General features: G+C 72.1%; 21 protein-coding genes. 3 read left to right on the forward strand and 18 right to left on the reverse strand.

Annotated features, from left to right (window positions below; all coding sequences use genetic code 11):
• Positions 1-49: 49 nt before the first annotated feature.
• The 5 genes from NP064_RS13480 to NP064_RS13500 form a co-directional block, all read right to left on the reverse strand.
• Positions 50-709, reverse strand: a complete 660-nt coding sequence (locus NP064_RS13480; RefSeq protein ID WP_372456406.1) for a peptide deformylase — start codon at positions 707-709, stop codon at positions 50-52.
• A complete protein-coding gene (gene glmM / locus NP064_RS13485; protein WP_227570340.1) occupies positions 706-2,055 on the reverse strand; it encodes a phosphoglucosamine mutase in 1,350 nt (449 codons plus the stop codon). The genes NP064_RS13480 and glmM overlap by 4 nt, the downstream gene beginning before the upstream one ends.
• A 112-nt stretch (positions 2,056-2,167) precedes the next feature.
• The gene (rpsI, locus tag NP064_RS13490) at positions 2,168-2,656 is read right to left on the reverse strand and encodes a 30S ribosomal protein S9 (protein WP_227570339.1); all 489 of its coding nucleotides are present in this window, start codon (positions 2,654-2,656) and stop codon (positions 2,168-2,170) included.
• Positions 2,657-2,703: 47 nt separating this feature from the next.
• On the reverse strand, positions 2,704-3,147 hold the full coding sequence (gene rplM / locus NP064_RS13495) for a 50S ribosomal protein L13 (protein WP_227570338.1): 444 nt from the start codon (positions 3,145-3,147) through the stop codon (positions 2,704-2,706).
• Positions 3,148-3,329: 182 nt separating this feature from the next.
• The gene (locus tag NP064_RS13500) at positions 3,330-4,223 is read right to left on the reverse strand and encodes a LysR family transcriptional regulator ArgP (RefSeq protein WP_227570337.1); all 894 of its coding nucleotides are present in this window, start codon (positions 4,221-4,223) and stop codon (positions 3,330-3,332) included.
• 70 nt (positions 4,224-4,293) lie between these two features.
• On the opposite strand from NP064_RS13500, the gene NP064_RS13505 reads away from it, so the two are divergent.
• Positions 4,294-4,905, forward strand: a complete 612-nt coding sequence (locus tag NP064_RS13505) for a LysE/ArgO family amino acid transporter (protein WP_227570336.1) — start codon at positions 4,294-4,296, stop codon at positions 4,903-4,905.
• Between the two features lie 17 nt (positions 4,906-4,922).
• On the opposite strand, the gene NP064_RS13510 is transcribed toward NP064_RS13505, so the two are convergent.
• Positions 4,923-6,605 carry an ABC-F family ATP-binding cassette domain-containing protein gene (locus tag NP064_RS13510; RefSeq protein WP_227570335.1) on the reverse strand — a complete coding sequence of 561 codons (1,683 nt, stop codon included), beginning with the start codon at positions 6,603-6,605 and terminating at the stop codon, positions 4,923-4,925.
• 86 nt (positions 6,606-6,691) lie between these two features.
• Here NP064_RS13510 and NP064_RS13515 point away from each other — a divergent pair, with 86 nt between their 5' ends.
• On the forward strand, positions 6,692-7,192 hold the full coding sequence (locus tag NP064_RS13515; RefSeq protein WP_227570332.1) for a DUF5709 domain-containing protein: 501 nt from the start codon (positions 6,692-6,694) through the stop codon (positions 7,190-7,192).
• A 37-nt stretch (positions 7,193-7,229) separates the two neighbouring features.
• Here NP064_RS13515 and truA read toward each other — a convergent pair whose 3' ends face one another.
• Positions 7,230-8,102 (reverse strand): tRNA pseudouridine(38-40) synthase TruA, encoded by an 873-nt coding sequence (gene truA, locus NP064_RS13520; protein ID WP_227570331.1) that lies wholly within the window; start codon positions 8,100-8,102, stop codon positions 7,230-7,232.
• Positions 8,103-8,168: 66 nt separating this feature from the next.
• Between truA and NP064_RS13525 the strand changes: the two genes are divergently transcribed.
• Complete coding sequence (locus NP064_RS13525; RefSeq protein ID WP_227570328.1) at positions 8,169-8,954, forward strand: ROK family protein; 786 nt, start codon at positions 8,169-8,171, stop codon at positions 8,952-8,954.
• A gap of 3 nt (positions 8,955-8,957) precedes the next feature.
• On the opposite strand, the gene NP064_RS13535 is transcribed toward NP064_RS13525, so the two are convergent.
• The 11 genes from NP064_RS13535 to secY all read right to left on the reverse strand — a co-directional run bounded on the left by NP064_RS13535 (position 8,958) and on the right by secY (position 17,591).
• Positions 8,958-9,665, reverse strand: a complete 708-nt coding sequence (locus tag NP064_RS13535; RefSeq protein WP_284439672.1) for an alpha/beta fold hydrolase — start codon at positions 9,663-9,665, stop codon at positions 8,958-8,960.
• Positions 9,666-9,843: 178 nt separating this feature from the next.
• Positions 9,844-10,356 (reverse strand): 50S ribosomal protein L17, encoded by a 513-nt coding sequence (rplQ, locus tag NP064_RS13540; protein WP_227570327.1) that lies wholly within the window; start codon positions 10,354-10,356, stop codon positions 9,844-9,846.
• A gap of 71 nt (positions 10,357-10,427) precedes the next feature.
• Entirely contained in the window at positions 10,428-11,444 is a 1,017-nt protein-coding gene (locus NP064_RS13545) for a DNA-directed RNA polymerase subunit alpha (protein ID WP_227570326.1), read from the reverse strand.
• A 142-nt stretch (positions 11,445-11,586) separates the two neighbouring features.
• On the reverse strand, positions 11,587-11,988 hold the full coding sequence (gene rpsK, locus NP064_RS13550; protein WP_066582357.1) for a 30S ribosomal protein S11: 402 nt from the start codon (positions 11,986-11,988) through the stop codon (positions 11,587-11,589).
• Between the two features lie 93 nt (positions 11,989-12,081).
• Positions 12,082-12,462 (reverse strand): 30S ribosomal protein S13, encoded by a 381-nt coding sequence (gene rpsM, locus NP064_RS13555; protein ID WP_227570325.1) that lies wholly within the window; start codon positions 12,460-12,462, stop codon positions 12,082-12,084.
• Positions 12,463-12,654: 192 nt separating this feature from the next.
• Positions 12,655-12,768, reverse strand: coding sequence for a 50S ribosomal protein L36 (gene rpmJ, locus NP064_RS13560; RefSeq protein ID WP_013117849.1), 114 nt, complete (start codon positions 12,766-12,768; stop codon positions 12,655-12,657).
• A 59-nt stretch (positions 12,769-12,827) separates the two neighbouring features.
• A complete protein-coding gene (gene infA / locus NP064_RS13565; RefSeq protein WP_024286981.1) occupies positions 12,828-13,049 on the reverse strand; it encodes a translation initiation factor IF-1 in 222 nt (73 codons plus the stop codon).
• 288 nt (positions 13,050-13,337) lie between these two features.
• Positions 13,338-14,495, reverse strand: a complete 1,158-nt coding sequence (locus tag NP064_RS13570; protein WP_227570323.1) for an LPXTG cell wall anchor domain-containing protein — start codon at positions 14,493-14,495, stop codon at positions 13,338-13,340.
• Positions 14,496-14,874: 379 nt separating this feature from the next.
• Positions 14,875-15,711 (reverse strand): type I methionyl aminopeptidase, encoded by an 837-nt coding sequence (gene map, locus NP064_RS13575; protein WP_227570322.1) that lies wholly within the window; start codon positions 15,709-15,711, stop codon positions 14,875-14,877.
• 3 nt (positions 15,712-15,714) lie between these two features.
• Positions 15,715-16,293 (reverse strand): adenylate kinase, encoded by a 579-nt coding sequence (locus NP064_RS13580; RefSeq protein WP_227570321.1) that lies wholly within the window; start codon positions 16,291-16,293, stop codon positions 15,715-15,717.
• Complete coding sequence (gene secY / locus NP064_RS13585; protein ID WP_227570320.1) at positions 16,293-17,591, reverse strand: preprotein translocase subunit SecY; 1,299 nt, start codon at positions 17,589-17,591, stop codon at positions 16,293-16,295. Before secY ends, NP064_RS13580 begins: the two co-directional genes overlap by 1 nt.
• Between the last annotated feature and the right edge of the window lie 199 nt (positions 17,592-17,790).

Below are 17,790 nucleotides of genomic sequence, written 5' to 3' on the forward strand. Positions count from 1 at the left end.
CGACCACAGTAGGTCGCGGGCCCTGCGGCGGCACAGCGAGCCGGAGGGCTCAGCGCTCCAGGTCGAAGCCGAGCGCCTTCGCCGCCGCCACCGGGTGCGGCTCCGCCGCCCAGCTGCCGCCCAGGTCGTCGGTGGCCGCGAGCGAGCGCAGCAGGGCGCGGTCCACGTACAGCGTCCCGCCCAGGTGGTCGGTCTCGTGCTGCACGATCCGGGCCGGCCAGCCGGAGACCACCTCGTCGAGCACGGCCCCGGTCTCGTCGGCGCCGGTGAGGCGGACCAGGCGCGGCCGTGCCACGACGGCCTGGTACCCCTCGACGCTCAGGCAGCCCTCGTAGAACGCCGCGCGCTCCTCGCCGATCGCGGTGTACCGCGGGTTGACGAGCACCCGGAACGGCACGGCGGGGCGCTCGCGCGCGATCCGCATCTCGTCGTCGATCGGGCCCGGGTCCTCCACGACCGCCAGCGCGAGCGGCAGCCCGATCTGGGGGGCCGCCAGCCCGACGCCAGGGGCGGCGTGCATCGTGCGCCGCATGACCGCGATCAGCGCCTCGAGCTCGCTGCCGTCGAGCTGCCCGTCGTAGGGCTCCGCGACCATGCGCAGCACCGGGTGGCCCGCCTGCACGATGGGCACGATCCCGGACGGGTCCTCCTGCGCTGCGGCGAGCAGCCGCTGCGTGTGGACCCGCAGCACGTCGGCGGGAATGCTCACAGCGCGAGCCGTTCCCGGACCACGTCGGCGAGCCGCCCGGCGATGCGCTCGGCATCCGCCTGGCTCGCGGCCTCGACCATGACGCGGACCAGGGCCTCGGTCCCCGAAGGGCGCAGCAGCACCCGGCCCGTGTCCCCGAGCTCCGCCTGGGCCGTCTGTACCGCCGCGGCGAGCACCTCGTCACTGCCGGCACGGGTGCGGTCGACGCCGGGCACGTTCACCAGGATCTGCGGCAGGCGCTGCACCACGCCGGCGAGCTGCTCGAGCTTCTGCCCGGTGCTGGCCACGCGCGCGGCGAGCTGCAGCGCGGTGAGGACGCCGTCGCCCGTGGTGGCGTGGTCGGAGAGGATCACGTGTCCGGACTGCTCGCCGCCCAGCGAGTACCCGCCGGCCCGCATGGCCTCGAGCACGTACCTGTCGCCGACGGAGGTCTCGAGCATGCGAATGCCCTGCGCGGTCATCGCGAGCTTGAGGCCCAGGTTGCTCATCACCGTGGCGACGAGCGTGTCGTGCGCCAGGGCGCCGCTGTCCCGCATCGCCAGGGCCAGCACGCCCATGATCTGGTCCCCGTCGACCAGCGCGCCGGTGTGGTCGACAGCGAGGCAGCGGTCGGCGTCGCCGTCGAAGGCCACGCCCAGGTCCGCGCCCGCCGCCACGACGGCGGCCTGCAACTGCTCGGGGTGCGTCGAGCCGCACTGCTCGTTGATGTTGCGCCCGTCGGGCGAGGCGTTGATGACGACCACGTCGGCGCCCGCGGCCCGCAGCGCGGCCGGCCCGACCTCGCTCGCGGCGCCGTTCGCGCAGTCCACCGCGATCCGCAGCCCGGCGAGGCTCACGCCCACCGTGCTGACCAGGTGGGCCACGTACGACTCCCCCGCGACACCGGTGTCGACGCGGATGCGCCCGACGTCGGCGCCCAGCGGGCGGTCCCACGGCTCCCGGAGCCGCTCCTCTATCGCGATCTCGAGCTCGTCGTCGAGCTTGTGCCCGCCGCGCGCCAGGAACTTGATGCCGTTGTCCGGCATGGGGTTGTGCGACGCGGACAGCACCACGCCGAGGTCGACGTCGAGGGAGGCCGTGAGGAACGCGACGGCCGGCGTCGGCAGAACGCCCACGTTGATCACGTCGACGCCGGCGCTGGCCAGCCCGGCGGCGACGGCCGCGCTCAGGAACTCCCCGGACGCGCGGGGGTCGCGGCCGACGACGGCACGGGCTCGGTGGCCGGCGAACACCCCCTGCGCGCCGAGCACGTGCGCGGCGGCGACCGCGAGGTCGAGCGCCACCTCGGCGGTGACGTCACGGTTCGCGAGCCCTCGGACACCATCGGTGCCGAACAGTCGACCCATCAGCTGACCCTTTCCTGGAACACGGGCGGGGCGCTGCACGACCCGCTGGGCAAAAGCCGATGGCCCCGAAGGTCCTGAAGACCATCGGGGCCATCGGGCCTCGGCTGAGAGATCAGCGCTTGGAGTACTGCGGAGCCTTGCGGGCCTTCTTGAGACCAGCCTTCTTGCGCTCGACGACGCGGGCGTCACGAGTCAGGAAGCCGGCCTTCTTGAGCGGCGCGCGGTTCGCGTCCTCGTCGATCACGTTCAGCGCACGGGCGATGCCCAGGCGCAGCGCGCCGGCCTGGCCGCTCACGCCGCCGCCGGTGATGCGGGCGATGACGTCGAAGCGACCCTCGACGTCGACCAGCTTCAGCGGGGAGTTGACGAGCTGCTGGTGCACCTTGTTCGGGAAGTACTCCTCGAGGGTGCGGCCGTTGATCTTCCACGTGCCGGTGCCGGGCACCAGGCGAACGCGGGCGATCGCCTCCTTGCGGCGGCCCAGGGCCTGCCCGGGGGCCGTGATGCTCTGGCCACGGCCCACGGGGGCCGACGTCTCAGAGGTGTAGCTGGTGGGCGTGTCGTCGCCCTCAAGGTCGATGTCGACCGTGGTCTCGGCCACTAGTGGTGTCCTCGCGTCCTGTGTCGTGCTCGCAGCAGGCCGGGGGCCTACTGAGAAACCTGGCTGATCTCGAAGGGCTTCGGCTGCTGGGCCGCGTGCGGGTGGTCCGCCCCGACGTAGACCTTGAGCTTGCTGAGCTGCGCGCGAGAGAGCGAGTTCTTCGGGAGCATCCCGCGAACCGCCTTCTCGATGGCCCGCTCGGGGTGCTTCTCGAGCAGCTCGGAGTACCGCGTCGCACGCAGACCGCCCGGGTAACCCGAGTGACGGTAGGCGAGCTTGGTCTCGCGCTTGTTGCCGGTGAGGGCAACCTTGTCGGCGTTGATGACGATGACGAAGTCGCCGCCGTCGACGTGGGGGGCAAAGGTCGCCTTGTGCTTGCCGCGCAGCAACGTGGCCACGTGTGTGGCAAGGCGGCCCAGGACGACATCGCTCGCGTCGATGACGTACCAGTTCCGCTCGACGTCGCCGGGCTTCGGGGTGTACGTGCGCACGGTCGTTGGCCTTCGTTTCGTGTAATGAATGTGTCAGAGCGAAGGCCCGCAGGTGGCGGGCCCGCCGTGAGTGCTGTCGGTGGCGTCCCTGGGGACCGGCGAGTGGGAACGCACCGGAGCCGCCGTCTGGGAACGGGGGACGCACAACGACACACAAGAGTAGCCGGACGTCGGCCGAAGGGTCAAAACGCGCTCGCAGGACGCAGCGCGGAGGCGGCCGCGGCGACCACCCGGGCGGTGAGGGCGTCGAGCGTCGGGGTGCGCAGCGACCAGCTCTGCCAGCACAGCGGCACATCGAGCCAACGACCCGCCGCCAGCTCGACCAGCGCCCCGGCCGCGAGGTCGTCGGCCACTGCCTGCTCGGGCGCCATCCCCCAGCCCAGCCCCGACCGGAGCACCTCGAGGAAGGCCGACGAGGACGGCACGTGGTGGACGGGCGGAACCACCCCCTCGCCGGCCACGTCCGCAATGAAGCGCCGCTGGAGAGCGTCGACCCGGTCGAACGCGAGCTGTGGCGCCACCGCGAGAGCGTCCCGCGTCAGGCCGTCCGCGAACCACCTCTGACGCGTCGACGGGGCGGCGACGGCGAGGTAGCGCATCGAGCCGAGCGGCCTGACCCGGCACCCCTGGACGGCGCGCGGGTCCGCGGTGACCGCGGCCATGACCGCCCCGTCCCGTAGCAGCTGGGCGGACCTGTCCTGGTCCTGGCGGTGCAGGTCGACGAGCACGCCCTCGGGCAGGTCGACGAGGGCGGCGGGGAACCAGGTGGACAGGGAGTCCGCGTTGACCGCCACCGCGAGCCGGACGGTCGCAGCCCGATCGGCGCCCAGCTGGGCCCGGGCGTCAGCGGCCAGGAGGCCGACCTGCCCGGCCAGCCGCACCAGCACCTCCCCCTCGGGCGTGGCGCGGCAGGGGCGGGAGCGCAGCACCAGGATCCTGCCGACCTGCTCCTCGAGCGACTTGACCCGCTGGCTCACGGCGGAGGGCGTGACATGCAGCTGGCGCGCGGCCGCGTCGAACGTGCCCTCCGAGACCACCGCGGCGAGGGCGGCGAGCTGCTCGGGTGGATACGACACATCAGCGATGCTAATGGTTCTACAGGAACATTCGCTGGAGTTCCGTTGCTGGGGCGCCTAGCGTCGGCTCGTGCCCACGCTCCTCACCGGCTTCCTGACCGCCCTGTCCCTCATCGCCGCGATCGGCGCCCAGAACGCGTTCGTGCTGCGCCAGGGCATCCGCCGCGAGCACGTCGTGCCGGTGGTCCTGGTGTGCGCGGGAGCCGACGCGGTACTCATCGCCGCAGGGGTCGCGGGCCTCGGCGCGATCGTCGTCGCGCATCCCGGCGTGCTCACCGCCAGCCGCTACGGCGGCGCGGCCTTCCTGCTCGTCCTGGCGGCGGGCGCCGCCAGACGCGCCCGGCGCCCGTCCCACCTCGACCCGGCCGCCCACGGCCCGGCGACGCGCGGCGCCGTGCTGGCCACCTGCCTCGCCCTCACGTTCCTCAACCCGCACGTCTACCTCGACACCGTCGTGCTGATCGGCGCCCTCGCGCAGCAGCACGGCCCCGTCGGCAGCTGGGTGTTCGGAGCCGGCGCCGGGCTCGCGAGCATCGTCTGGTTCAGCGCCCTGGCCGGCGGCGCCACCCGGCTGCGCCCCGTGTTCGCCCGGCCGCGGGCCTGGCAGGTGCTCGACGCCGGGGTCGCGGTCGTCATGGCGGCGATCGCCGTGATGCTGGTGGCCCACCCGCCCGCCGTCTGAGATCCGGGGGCGCCAGGTCAGCGCACGCGCTCGACGCGCGCCGCGTCCCAGACCGGCTCCGGGGTCTCGACGACCTCGCCGTCCGCCCCGAACAGCAGGAACCGGTCGAACGTCCGGGTGAACCAGCGGTCGTGGGTCACGGCCATGACGGTGCCCTCGAACGCCGCGAGCCCCACCTCCAGGGCCTCGGCCGAATGCAGGTCGAGGTTGTCCGTCGGCTCGTCGAGCAGCAGCAGCGTGGCGCCGCCCAGCTCCAGCAGCAGGATCTGGAACCGCGCCTGCTGCCCGCCGGAGAGCGTGTCGTACGTCTGCTCCGCGGCCGCGACGAGCTCGTAGCGGTCCAGCGCCTTGCTCGCGGGCTCGCGGCCCATGCCCGAACGGTGCCCGTCCCCCCGGTGCAGGATGTCGAGCAGGGTGCGCCCGGCCAGCTCCGGGTGCGTGTGGTTCTGCGCGAACCAGCCCGGCCGCACGCGCGAGCCCAGCACCACGCGACCGGTGTGGGCCACCGGGGCCACCTCCGTCTCGCCCGCCGGCTCGTGCTCGACCCCGGGGTCCGAGCCGCCGGACGCGAGCAGCCGCAGGAAGTGCGACTTGCCCGAGCCGTTCGAGCCCAGCACCGCGACCCGCTCGCCGAACCACACCTCGAGGTCGAACGGGCGCATCAGCCCGGTCAGCTCGAGCCCTTCGGCGACCACCGCGCGCTTCGCCGTCCGGCCGCCGCGCAGCCGCACCCGGACGTCCTGGTCGCGGGCCACCACCTGGGGCGGCCCGGCCTCCTCGAACTTGCGCAGCCGGGTCTGCGCGGCCGAGTACCGCGACGCGAGCCCGTCGTTGAACGCGGATTTCGTCTTCAGGGTCAGCACCAGGGTCTTGAGCTTCGCGTGCTCCTCCTCCCAGCGCCGCATGAGCTCCTCGAGGCGGCTGCGGCGGTCCTCGCGCGCCTGGGGGTAGGTCCTGAACGAGCCGCCGTGCACCCAGATGCCCGACCCCGTCGCCGTGGGCTCCAAGGTCGCCACCTGCGTCGCCGCGTGAGACAGCAGCTCCCTGTCGTGGCTGACGAACAGCACCGACTTGGGCGAGGCCTTCAGCTGGGCCTCGAGCCAGCGCTTGGTCGGAACGTCGAGGTAGTTGTCGGGCTCGTCGAGGAGCAGCACCTCCTCGGGCCCGCGCAGCAAGGCCTCCAGCACCAGCCGCTTCTGCTCACCGCCCGACAGGGTGCGGACCTCGCGGTCCTGCGCCCGGTCGAACGGGATCGAGAGCACCGCGTCGGTGACCTGGTCCCAGCCGGCCTCGGCCTCGTAGCCGCCCACGTCCGCCCAGTCGACCAGTGCCGAGGCGTACCGCATCTGGGCTGGCTCGTCGTCGACCTCCATGATCCCGAGCTCCGCCGCGGCGAGCTCAGCCGCGGCGTCCCGGATGGCCGCCGGCGCCAGCGAGGCCAGCAGGTCCCGGATCGAGCGGGCGTCATCGATGCGGCCCACCATCTGCCGCATGACGCCCAGGCCCCCGGTCCGCGCCACGGTGCCACCGTGCGCCGCCTCGTCGCCCGCGACGATGCGCAGCAGCGTGGTCTTCCCCGCGCCGTTCGGGCCCACCAGTGCGACCTTCGCGCCGTCGGCGACCCGGAGGTCCACCTCGTCGAGGAGGGGTCGCCCATCGGGCAGGAAGTAGCTCACGGAGCTGATGTCGAGGTGTCCCACAGCACCAGTGTCCCCGGGCGAGGCCCCTGCCCGCGACCACATTCCGTCGCCTCGCGGGACCTGGGGACCTGGGCCAGGGTGGAGGCATGAGCGATGAGACCCCCGCCACCCGTCCCGATCCGGAGCTCGTCACCGAGGGCGACAGCAACCAGCTGCCCAAGGAGGACATGCTGGAAGCCCGCGGTGTCGACGAGCTCCTTGACGAGGCCTGGTACTCGGCGCCCGAGCGGCCCTCCCCTGTGAGGTTCGGCGAGACGCCCTGGGAGCAGGCCCACGGCGAGCCGCTTGACCGTCGGCTCGCCGAGGAGGAGCCCGAGGTGTGGGACTCCCCCGGTCCTCCTATCGACCCAGCCCGCCAGCCCGGCCGAGCCGGTCGGCTCGTGGAGGACGGCGACGCCGTCGAGGCGGGCGCCAACGACCAGTTCGCGATCGACGAGGGTGTGGCCGGCGGCGCCGCGAGCGCCGAGGAGGCCGCCGTCTACCTGATCGAGGAGCCGGTCGACCTGATCGACGAGCCCGAGAGCCCGGAGCCCCCGGGCCCGGCGGCGACCAGCCACGACCAGGCCCAGACCGGCAACGCCCCCTGACCGCGCCAGGCGGGCCCTGGCCCGTCGCGGCTGTCCGTCACCCGCAAGGGCGGTCGATGTCCTCCGCGGAACGGATCGCGCGGGTCTGCGCGGCGCGCAGTCCCACCTCCTCGTCCGGCGGGTAGGTGACCTCCTCGAGAGTCAGCCCGTACGCGGGGGCCACGGCGCTCCCCGGGTCCCGCTTGCGGCTGGCGAGCAGCTCGGCCGGCCAGGTGACCGGGCGACGGCCCTCGCCCACCGCGAGCGACGCGCCGACGAGGGCCCGCACCATCGAGTGGCAGAACGCGTCGGCCTGGACCCGGGCGACGACGAGGCCCTCGTCGGCGCCGCGCGTCGGACGCGTCCAGGACAAGTTCTCCAGGGTCCGGATCGTCGTGGCCCCCTCGCGCGGCTTGCAGAACGCGGCGAAGTCGTGTCGGCCCAGCAGCAGCCGGCTCGCCGCGTCCATGGCCTCGACGTCCAGGGCCCGGCGGTGCCGGAGCACCGACGCCCTGCGCAACGGGTCCTGGCGCGCCGCGGTGTCGCAGATCCGGTACGCGTAGAGGCGGCGCAGGGCCGAGAAGCGGGCGTCGAAGCCCGGCGGCGCGACCGCGACCCGGTGCACCACCACATCGGGCGGCAGCACCCCGGTCAACCGGATCACGAGGGACTCCTCGGGCGTCCGTGAGGAGCGCCCCGGCATCGCCTCCCACGCCTGGGCGTCGACGTCCGCGTGGGCCACCTGGCCCAGCGCGTGCACCCCGGCGTCGGTCCGCCCGGCCACGGTCACCTGGACGGCCGGTTGCCGCAGCACACGGGCCAACGCCTCGACGAGCGTCGCCTCCACAGTCCGCAGCCCTGGCTGCCGGGCCCAGCCGGCGAAGTCGGTGCCGTCATAGGCGAGGTCGAGGCGAAGGCGGACGAGACTCACTGGCACACGCTAACGCCTGAAGCCGGGCGCTCCCGAAGCCGCGCCTCGGGCGGCTAGCGTGGCCAGATGCCTGACACGCAGTCCGACGGGACCGCTCACGACGCCTGGACCCTCGCCGTGGACTGCGGCGGCGGTGGGATCAAGGCGTCGGTGCTCGACGCGGCCGGCACCATGCACGCCCCCGCCATCCGCGTCCCCACGCCCTACCCGCTGCCGCCGGAACGCCTGGTCGACACCATCGCCGAGATCGCGTCCTCGTTGCCGCCCGCGCAGCGCGCCACCGTCGGCATGCCCGGCATGGTCAGGCACGGTGTGATCGTCTCCACTCCGCACTACGTGACCCGGTCCGGCCCGCACACCCGTGTCGAGCCGCACCTCGTCGCCGCGTGGTCCGGCCGGGACATCCGGGCGGACCTCCAAGCGCGCCTCGGCGTCCCGACCCTCGTGCTCAACGACGCCGAGGTGCACGGCGCCGGCGTGATCTCGGGCGCAGGGGTCGAGCTCGTCCTCACCCTGGGGACCGGGCTCGGCTCGGCGCTCTTCGACGGGGGCGTGCTGGCTCCCCACCTCGAGCTCTCGCACGCGCCCGTCCGCCGCGGCACCACCTACGACGAGCACATCGGCGAGGTGGAGCGCGCCCGGCTCGGCGACGGCCTCTGGTCGCGCCGCGTCCGCCGCGTGGTGGAAGGGCTTCGGCCGGTGTTCTGGTGGGACCGCCTCTACCTGGGCGGCGGCAACGCCCGGCGGATCAGCCCGCAGACCCTCGAGCGGCTCGGCGACGACGTGGTCGTGGCGCCGAACCAGGCGGGGATCGTCGGCGGGGTGCGCGCCTGGGCGCTGCGCGCTGGCTGAGCCTCACGGCTCGAGCTCGTCGAGCGCCTCCAGCACCACCCGCACGAACCGCTCCGGCCGCACCAGGCTCACCAGGTGGGTCGCGCCCGGCACCACCACCAGGCGCCCGTCGCGAGCCGCCGCGAGGAAGCGGCGCTCCTCGCCCCGGAAGTGGTCGTAGCGGCCGTTGACGAACCACACCGGGCACTCCACGTCCCGCAGGTCGGCCGTGGGGCGCAGGGCGCCGACCTCGCGCAGCACGTCGTCCATGACGTGCAGCGCGAACCCCCCGGCGCCCACGTCGACGGCGCCGGCCGCCGGCAGCAGCAGCTCCGCCATCCGCTGGTTGAGGCCGGCCCCGCGATCGGGCAGCCGGCCGATGCCACGGACAGCCCAGCGCCACGGCTCGACCAACGCCCGCCGCGGCCGGGTGCAGCATCCCGCCGCCACCAGCCCTGCCACCTGCTCAGGATGGCGGGCGGCATGCGCGATCCCCGTGTACCCGCCCAGGGACAGGCCCACCACCAGGGCGCGCCCGCCGACCCGCTCGACGCCGTCGCTGATCGCCCTCACCGCGCCGTCGACGGTGAACACCTCGCCGAGCCGCTCGCCGTGGCCCGGCAGGTCCACCGCCACCGCCGTGCGCCCGGAGCGCTCGAGCGCCTCCACCTGGGCCCGCCACATCGTCCGCGAGGTCCGCACCCCATGCACCAGGACGACGGGCAGACGCATCCCTCGACGGTACCCATCGCGCCCGCGCGCCGCTCGGCGCGCGGGCGCTCGGCGATGGCCGTGGCTGTGCGGCTGGGCTGGATGTGCGGCTGGGCTGGCTGCGCGGCTGGGCTGGCTGTGCGCACGACGAAGGCCCGGTCCCCCGTGGTGGGGGGCCGGGCCTTCGCGAGGTGCTGGGTCAGGCCTTGTCGGCGCTGTCCTCGGCGGTCTCCTCGGCCGGAGCCTCGGTGGCCGTCTCCTCGACGGTCTCCTCGGCGGCAGGCGCCTCGGCCGCGGGGGCCGACTTCTTGGCGGCCTTCTCGGCCTCGCGGACGACAGCCTGCTTCGGCGAGACGGGCTCGAGGACGAGCTCGATCACGGCCATGGGCGCGTTGTCGCCCTTGCGGTTGCCGATCTTCGTGATGCGGGTGTAGCCACCCTCGCGCTCGGCCATGGCCGGGGCGATCTCCGTGAAGAGGGCGTGCACGACGGACTTGTCGCGGACCGTCGTCAGAACGCGACGGCGGGACGCGAGGTCACCGCGCTTCGCGATCGTGATGAGGCGCTCGGCGACGGGGCGAAGGCGCTTGGCCTTGGTCTCCGTCGTCGTGATCCGCTTGTGCTCGAACAGCGACGTGGCCAGGTTGGCCAGGATCAGCCGCTCGTGCGCCGGTCCGCCACCGAGCCGGGGACCCTTGGTGGGCGTAGGCATGGTTGTTACTCCTTGAGTTCCAGTGATGGGCTACGCGTAGGGGCCACTGGCCGTCTGCGCGCTCCCCGGCTTCAGTTGAACTGGTCGTCCTCGACGAACTCGCCCTCGTCGCCCTCGTAGTAGCCGACCGTGGCCGTGGGGTCGAAGTCGAGCGGGCTGTCCTTGAGCGACAGGCCCAACTCGGCGAGCTTCTCCTTGACCTCGGTGATCGACTTCGCGCCGAAGTTCCGGATGTCGAGGAGGTCCGCCTCGCTGCGCGCGACCAGCTCACCCACCGAGTGGATGCCCTCGCGCTTGAGGCAGTTGTACGAGCGGATCGTCAGCTGCAGGTCCTCGATCGGCAGCGCCAGGTCCGCCGCGAGAGCGGCGTCCGTCGGCGAGGGGCCGATCTCGATGCCCTCAGCCTCGACGTTGAGCTCACGCGCCAGGCCGAACAGCTCGACGAGCGTCTTGCCGGCCGAGGCCAGCGCGTCGCGCGGGCTGATGGCCTGCTTCGTCTCGACGTCGACGATGAGCTTGTCGAAGTCCGTGCGCTGCTCGACACGCGTCGCCTCGACCTTGTAGGTCACCTTGAGGACCGGCGAGTAGATCGAGTCGACCGGGACACGCCCGATCTCGGCGTCGAACGACTTGTTCTGGTTCGCCGAGACGTACCCGCGGCCACGCTCGACCGTGAGCTCGACCTCGAGCTTGCCCTTGTCGTTCAGCGTCGCGATGTGCAGGTCGGGGTTGTGCACCTCGACACCGGCCGGCGGGACGATGTCCGCGGCCGTCACGACACCCGAGCCCTGCTTGCGCAGGTACATCACGACGGGCTCGTCGTTCTCCGAGGAGACGACGAGGTTCTTGATGTTGAGGATGATCTCGGTGACGTCCTCCTTGACGCCCGGCACGGTGGTGAACTCGTGCAGCACGCCGTCGATGCGGATCGACGTGACCGCAGCGCCGGGGATGGAGGAGAGCAGGGTCCGACGCAGCGAGTTGCCGAGCGTGTAGCCGAAGCCAGGCTCGAGCGGCTCGATCGAGAACCGCGAGCGGTTCTCCGAGATGACCTCTTCGGTCAGGGTGGGGCGCTGTGCGATGAGCACGGTGTTTTCCTCTCAGCGAGCGTCCGCCATATGACGCTCTGCATGTACTGCACGCCTGCCGGGTCTCGGTCCACCCGGTCAGGCGAGGCGCTCCGGACTCGGGCGCGGGATGCCCCGCACCCGAGTCCGGATCACCTGATGATCAGACGCGGCGACGCTTCGGCGGACGGCAGCCGTTGTGCGCCTGGGGCGTGACGTCCTGGATCGAGCCGACCTCGAGGCCGGTCGCCTGCAGCGAGCGGATCGCGGTCTCACGGCCGGAGCCGGGGCCCTTGACGAAGACGTCGACCTTCTTCATGCCGTGCTCCTGCGCACGACGCGCGGCGGCCTCGGCGGCCAGCTGCGCGGCGAACGGGGTCGACTTGCGCGAGCCCTTGAAGCCCACCTGGCCGGACGAGGCCCAGGCGATCACGGCGCCGGTCGGGTCCGTGATGGACACGATGGTGTTGTTGAACGTGCTCTTGATGTGCGCCTGGCCGTGGGAGACGTTCTTCTTCTCCTTGCGGCGCGGCTTGCGCACGGCGGTACGAGTCTTGGGAGGCATCTGCTTGTTCTCTCCGAGTTTCCAGGTGTGAGGTCGGTGTGTCCGACGCGCAGGCGACGGCGCGCGAGGCGCTGGCCGTGCCCGGCGCGCGGGCTACTTCCGGCCGGCCTTCTTCTTGCCGGCGACGGTGCGCTTGGGGCCCTTGCGGGTACGCGCGTTGGTCTTGGTGCGCTGACCACGCACCGGGAGGCCGCGGCGGTGCCGCAGGCCCTCGTAGCAACCGATCTCGACCTTGCGGCGAATGTCCGCGGCAACCTCGCGGCGCAGGTCGCCCTCGAGCTTGTAGTTGCCCTCGAGGTAGTCGCGCAGCGCGACGAGCTCGGCGTCGCCGAGGTCCTTCACGCGGACGTCCGGGCTGATGCCGGTCGCGGCCAGCGTCTGCTGGGCGCGGGTACGGCCGACGCCGAAGATGTAGGTGAGCGCGATCTCGAGCCGCTTCTCGCGGGGGAGGTCGACGCCGACAAGACGTGCCATGTGCCTGGTGGCTCCTGTGGTGCTCGGAGGTCTGCCGCACTGCCCTCCCGCGTTCTGCGGGCCCCGGCCTCCGAGCCGAGGGTTCGCCGGGCCGTCCGTGGACGGCGCCGGAGTGGCTGTGCGCTTGCTGGCCCCCACCTGGTGGCGGTGGGCCGGTTGGTGCTGCTCGGGTGCGCCCCGAGTGTCAGGGCATCAGCCCTGGCGCTGCTTGTGGCGCAGGTTCTCGCAGATCACCTGGACGCGACCGTGCCGGCGAATCACCTTGCACTTGTCGCAGATCTTCTTGACGCTGGGCTTGACCTTCATGGCGTGCTTCCTCCGCCGCCGCTGCACCCTTGCGGGCCGGCGGCGTGTTCGAGTGGCGGTTACTTGTAGCGGTAGACGATCCGGCCGCGGGACAGGTCGTACGGGCTCAACTCGACCACGACCCGGTCCTCGGGGAGGATTCGGATGTAGTGCTGTCGCATCTTGCCCGAGATGTGGGCGAGAACCCGGTGGCCGTTGGCCAGCTCCACGCGGAACATCGCGTTCGGCAGGGCCTCGACAACGCTGCCTTCGATCTCGATGACACCGTCCTTCTTTGCCATATCCTCCGCTATCTCTCTGAATGATGACGAGCCGCCCACGAACGCCCGCCCCGGCCGCGCGCTCTCACGCGTGAACAAGCCTGGTGCTCGTGGATTTGGTGCTGGCAGCCCGCAGGAGGGCGCACACACCCGACGGACCATCCTACGTCATGTGGGACGGGGAAGAAACCGCAGCCGCCAAGACGGCCGCGACACGCCGCAGACAGTGTCCCCCACCCGCGGCGACGCCGCACAGGCAGCGGTCCTGTGCGGCGTCGCCGTGGTGCGAGCGGCCTGTGGCCGCCGGGGTCAGGACTCCTCGCGGACCGCCCGACGACGGTAGAGGACCAGTCCAGCGCCAGCGAGGAGCAGCGCGGCCGCGCCCCCCAGGATCGGGCCGACCGTGGAACCGGTGGCGGCGAGAGCCCCGCCGGAGCCCGACGGCGCCGCGAGCACCTCGGAGGTGTACGTGGGCGACGGCGACGGCGACGCCGCGAGCACCTCGGACGACGGCGTGGCCGACGGCGTGGGCTCAGCCGGCAGGACCTCGGACGACGGCGTCGGCGACGGCGACGGGGCCGGGCACACGGTCCGCTCCTCGTCGGTCAGGTCGCGCTGGCCGCGCTCGGTGGCCTCGTGCGGCTCGCCCAGCGTCCAGACGCCGTCCGTCAGCACGTACGGCGTCGTGGTGATGACCCGCGTGCGCTCGACCGTGGTCGCGTCGCACGGCCAGGCGCCGTCGACCCACTCCCCCACCTCGATGCGGGGCTCGGGCTGCGTCGCCGTGGGCGTGGGCGTCGGCACGGGCGGGGTCGTGGGGGTCACCGGCGGGGTCGGGGTCACCGGCGGCGTCGGGGCTCCGCAATCGGGGACCGTGAGGAAGGACCCGAGCTCGGAGTGAAGGTCGGCGTGAATCGGCGGCCACCCGAGGATGCCCTCGTTCTTCTTGCGGTCGACGATCTTCGGGAGGATCGACTCGTCACCCCAGACCTGGTCCTGCTGGACGCCCCAGCCCGGGCCGCAGACGCCCTCGGGGAGGTCGGCTACCTCGAGCGTGGTCTTCCAGGACCAGCCTGCCCAGGTGGCGACCAGCACCTGCCGGCCACTGTTCATCCAGGCGGCAGGACGGTTGGGGTTGTCCTTCGGGTACACGTACAGGCCGGTGGACTTCCCCTTGACGCTGGGCTTGCCCTTGTCGCCGGGATTGCCCTTGTCGGCGCCAGGCTTGCCCTTGTCGGCGCCCTTGTCGCCACCAGGCTTGCCCTGGTCGATCGGCTTCGTGTGGCCGTGACCGCCACCCTTGCCGCCATAGCCGCCGCTCGGCCAGCCGGTGGCCGAGGCGGACGTCCCCGCAGCCACGGCGAGCACCCCGACAAGGCCCAACGCCGCCATCGTCCGCGCGGCACGCAGGCCGGCAGACCTCCGCTCGTGACCGGTCCCGACCGGCGTCATGCTCCTGCGCATCATGCTCCATCCACTGCTTCGGCGACGTGCTGGCAGGGGCTGACGGTCCCTGCCGACTGGACACGGGATCCGATGCAGCGCGCACCCCGCGCCCCGAGCAGAAACTGGTCCCACCACGGTGTCGGATTCCCTTGCGCAGATCTCCGACCTGCGCGAACGCGAGACTATCCGACAAACTGGACAGCGATCCAGGAAACACCGGATATCCCCAGCGATCGGACACCGCTGAGCGTGCATTTCACCCGCCAGCGGGCGGATGCAGGCGCGCCGCTCCCCTGTTCGGGTGACAAGGGCCGATCCCGCCGTCGACGCGCACGAGCCCGCCGCGCCGGGTTCGGCGCGACGGGCTCGTGCGGTGCTGCGTGGTCTCTTGCGCGGTGGCTCAGTCGAGCGGGGCGACCGTGACGCCGAGCTCGGCGAGACGCGCGGCGCCGCCGTCACGCGCGGTGAGGACCCAGATGCCGTCCTCGAGGATGGCCACGGTGTGCTCCCAGTGGGAGGCGCGGGACCCGTCTTCGGTGACGACAGTCCAGTCGTCCGCGAGGACCCGGGTGCGCTGGTCGCCGCGTACCAGCATCGGCTCGATGGCCACGCACATGCCCGGGCGCAGGCGGGGCCCGCGTTGGCGGGTGCGATAGTTCGGCACGTCGGGCGGCAGGTGCATCGCCGATCCGATGCCGTGGCCCACGTAGTCCTGGACGATCCCCAGCAGGGGTCCGGCCCCGTCGGCGTGCGCGGCCTCGACCACGTCCTCGACCGCGTCGCCGACGGCCGTGAGCCGCTCGGAGGAGGCCAACGAGGCGATGCCCGCCCACATGGCGCGCTCCGTGATGTCGCTCAGGGCGAGGTCCGCGGGGTCCGCCTCGGGCAGCACCACGGTGATCGCCGAGTCGCCGTGCCAGCCATCGACGATCGCGCCGCAGTCGATCGAGACGATGTCGCCCGGCGCCAGCACCCGGTCACCCGGGATGCCGTGCACGACCTCCTCGTTGACCGAGACGCAGATCGTCGCCGGGTAGTCCATGTACCCGAGGAACGAAGGTGTGGCGCCGGCCGAGCGGATCGCCTCGGCCGCGATCGTGTCGAGGTCGCGTGTGGTCAGGCCAGGGCGCACCGCAGAGCGCACCGCGTCGAGCGCATCCGCCACGACCAGGCCCGCGCGACGCATCACGCGGACCTGGTCCGGGGTCTTGAGCTCGATCCGTTCGCGTCCGAACATCACTCAGGAGAGGTGGGAGGCGAGTGCCAGCATCAGGCGCTCGGTGACCTCGTCGACCGAGCCGATGCCGTCGACCCGGACCAGCAGCCCGCGGTCGTCGTAGACCTGCGCGATGGGCGCGGTCTGCAGCGCGTACACCTCGAGCCGGTGCCGGATGACCGGCTCCGTGTCGTCCGCGCGCCCTTCGATCTTCGCGCGGCTGAGCAGTCGCTCCACCACGACCTCGGGGTCGGCGGTGAGCTCGACGGCCACGTCCAGGCGGCGGCCAGTGGCGGCGAGGATCTGGTCGAGCTCGCCCACCTGGGCCACGTTGCGCGGGTACCCGTCGAGCAGGAAGCCCTCGGTGGCGTCGGCCTCGGCGAGCCGGTCGCGCACCATGGCGTTCGTGACCTCGTCGGGAACCAGGGCGCCCACAGCGGTGTACTCCTGGACCTTGCGGCCGAGCTCGGTGCCACCGGTGATGTTCGCCCGGAAGATGTCGCCCGTCGAGATCGCCGGGACGGCCAGCCGCTCGGCCAGGCGGGATGCCTGCGTGCCCTTGCCCGCCCCGGGAGGGCCGAGCAGGACCAGACGCGCACTCATTATTTGAGGAACCCTTCATAGTGTCGCTGCTGGAGCTGCGACTCGATCTGCTTGACGGTCTCCAGGCCGACGCCCACCACGATGAGGATCGACGCGCCGCCGAACGGCACGTTGGTGCCGACGCCGAGCACGATGAACGTGATCGTGGGGATCAACGCCACCAGCGCCAGGTACACCGACCCGGGGGCGGTGATGCGCGTGATGACGTAGTCGAGGTACTCGGCCGTGGGACGCCCGGCGCGGATGCCGGGAATGAACCCTCCGTACTTCTTCATGTTGTCCGCGACCTCGTCCGGGTTGAACGTGATCGCCGTGTAGAAGTAGCAGAAGAAGATGATCAGCACGACGTAGATGGCGTTGTAGAGCGGAGCGCTCGGGCTTGCCAGGTTGTTCGTGACCCACAGGACCCAGCCCTGCGTCGGGTCGGCGAACTGCGCGATGAGCGCGGGCACGGCGAGCAGCGACGACGCGAAGATCACCGGGATGATGCCGGCCATGTTGATCTTGATCGGGATGTAGGTGCTCGAGCCGCCGTACATGCGGCGTCCGACCATCCGCTTGGCGTACTGCACCGGGATCCGCCGCTGGGACTGCTCGACGAACACGACCAGCGCGACCACCAGGATGATGACGGCCATCACGATGATGAACTTGGTGATGCCGCCGGAGCCGCCGGCGATGGACCACATGGCGCCGGGGAACGACGCGGCGATCGAGATGAAGATGAGCAGCGACATGCCGTTGCCGACGCCGCGCTCGGTGATGAGCTCGCCGAACCACATGATCAGGCCGGTGCCGGCGGTCATGGTGATGACCATGAGCACCACCGTCATCCATCCGCTGTCCGGGATGACGGGGACGGAGCAGCCGGCGAACAGCTGCCCGCTGCGTGCGACGGTGACGATGGTCGTCGACTGGAGCACGGCGAGGGCGATCGTGAGGTAGCGCGTGTACTGCGTCAGCTTCGCGGTGCCCTGCTGGCCCTCCTTGTGCAGCGCCTCGAACCGCGGGATGACCACGCGGAGCAGTTGCACGATGATGCTGGACGTGATGTACGGCATGATCCCGAGCGCGAACACCGAGAGCTGCAGCAGCGCCCCGCCGCTGAACAGGTTCACCAGGCCGAGCAGCGTGTTGCCGTCGGCGGTCTGGGCGATGCAGACCTGCACGTTCTTGTAGGAGACCCCAGGCGTCGGCAGGAATGAGCCGATGCGGTAGAGGACCACCATGCCGATCGTGAAGAGCAGCTTGCGCCGCAGGTCGGGCGTCTTGAACGCCCGAGCGAATGCGCTGAGCACCTGTCCTCCTGGTCCGCCGAGGCGGTGTGTCGTACAGCCGGGCCGTGCAGCCGTCAATGGCGCCGAGGACCTGCAATCAGGTCGAGGCCACTCGGCACCTTAACGGAGATCGGTCACGTTGAGGGAAACGGGGCATCCCCTGAAACGCTCGGGCGGGTGCCCGCGGGGATGCGGAACGGGGTCGGCGGCCATGGGCCAC

Source organism: Cellulomonas chengniuliangii, from assembly GCF_024508335.1.
GTDB classification, from domain to species: Bacteria; Actinomycetota; Actinomycetes; order Actinomycetales; family Cellulomonadaceae; genus Cellulomonas_A; species Cellulomonas_A chengniuliangii.